The sequence below is a fragment of the Wenyingzhuangia sp. 2_MG-2023 genome, from assembly GCF_030548295.1.
In the GTDB taxonomy this organism is placed as follows: domain Bacteria; phylum Bacteroidota; class Bacteroidia; order Flavobacteriales; family Flavobacteriaceae; genus Wenyingzhuangia.
On the sequence record NZ_JAUOSB010000054.1, the window covers coordinates 1 to 1,180 of the forward strand.

Below are 1,180 nucleotides of genomic sequence, written 5' to 3' on the forward strand. Positions count from 1 at the left end.
ACTAATCCTAGCCAAACCCGTTCTACACCATTTGAAAAAAAACATCTACATACTATTTTTTATTTTTATAACATCAAACATAAATTGTCAAAACAAGAGTGACAGAATTAAGAGTGTTTCTGATTTTTTTAATCATCAAGTGTCTGAAAAAAAATTGGTTGCGGAAATTGATTTTTCAAAATCAGAATCAACATTAGTAAAAGATATTGAAAAACAATTAAACATTGATTTATGTGATAATTCATCTTTTATTGGAAAAATTAATTTTAATAATGTAGAAATTAATTTCCCAGCTTTTGTAATGAAAAATTGTAAAAGAGAAAGAGCTAATTTACATAACATAATTTCAATTTATATAAATCAAAAAAATGAAATTTTAGTTAATGAAAAAATAATTGAATCAACTAAAAATATTGAAAGTGAAGTACTAAAAATCACAAAAAATAAGATTTTGGGGACTAGTAGAAAATCATTGATTTATTTAATTAAATGGAACAACCACTCAACACCTATCCAAACAAAGAAAATATTTTTTGAAATATTACTTGCGATTAGATCATATTCCAATGAATTAGCTGAAAAAATATACAACAAAGACATTTCTGAATTATCCGAAAAAGAATTATCCGAACTAAATAAAAAGTTTACAGGAAATATTTGTTTTGTAGATTATTTTAAACCAATTCCAATTCCTCCAATGCCAACAAAACAATAAATATGATAAAAACGGTGTAGAACACCGGCTAAACTTCATGCGGGTTCTGTGCTTTCTCGAAAGTTTGTGTATATTTACTAAGTCGCCAAATCTTGTTGATTTGGCTTTGTGAAAGCAAAGAAACAAAACCAAACAAAAAGCTTCGGCTTAGTCCGTGTCTGAAAATCTTGTCGATTTTCAACCCCGCACAAAGCCTAGCCAAAACCGTTACCCAAAACCTCGTTCGAAATTCCTGCTGAATTTCCCGATGCTGTATAAATCAGAATTTGTTCTAAAATTATTGAAACCACGTAACTCCGCGAATTTTTAAAGTAACCTCGTTTGAATTTATCGTAGCTGTGTTGAATGGAATTGTAACAACGCGTAACTGAAATAGTAGCAACGCTGAAATTATCGTAACGGTCTGAATGTAATCGTAACAACGCGTATTTGAAGCAGTAGCAACGCTGAAACTATCGTAGCGGT

2 protein-coding genes are annotated in these 1,180 nt (G+C 29.7%); one reads left to right on the plus strand and one right to left on the minus strand.

The window, feature by feature from the left end; all coding sequences use genetic code 11:
• Positions 1 to 31: 31 nt before the first annotated feature.
• Complete coding sequence (locus Q4548_RS16610) at positions 32 to 715, plus strand: hypothetical protein (RefSeq protein ID WP_303457142.1); 684 nt, start codon at positions 32 to 34, stop codon at positions 713 to 715.
• Between the two features lie 277 nt (positions 716 to 992).
• Here the strand turns inward: Q4548_RS16610 and Q4548_RS16615 are convergent.
• The coding region (locus Q4548_RS16615) for a hypothetical protein (protein ID WP_303457144.1) at positions 993 to 1,180 on the minus strand (188 nt) is incomplete at its 5' end.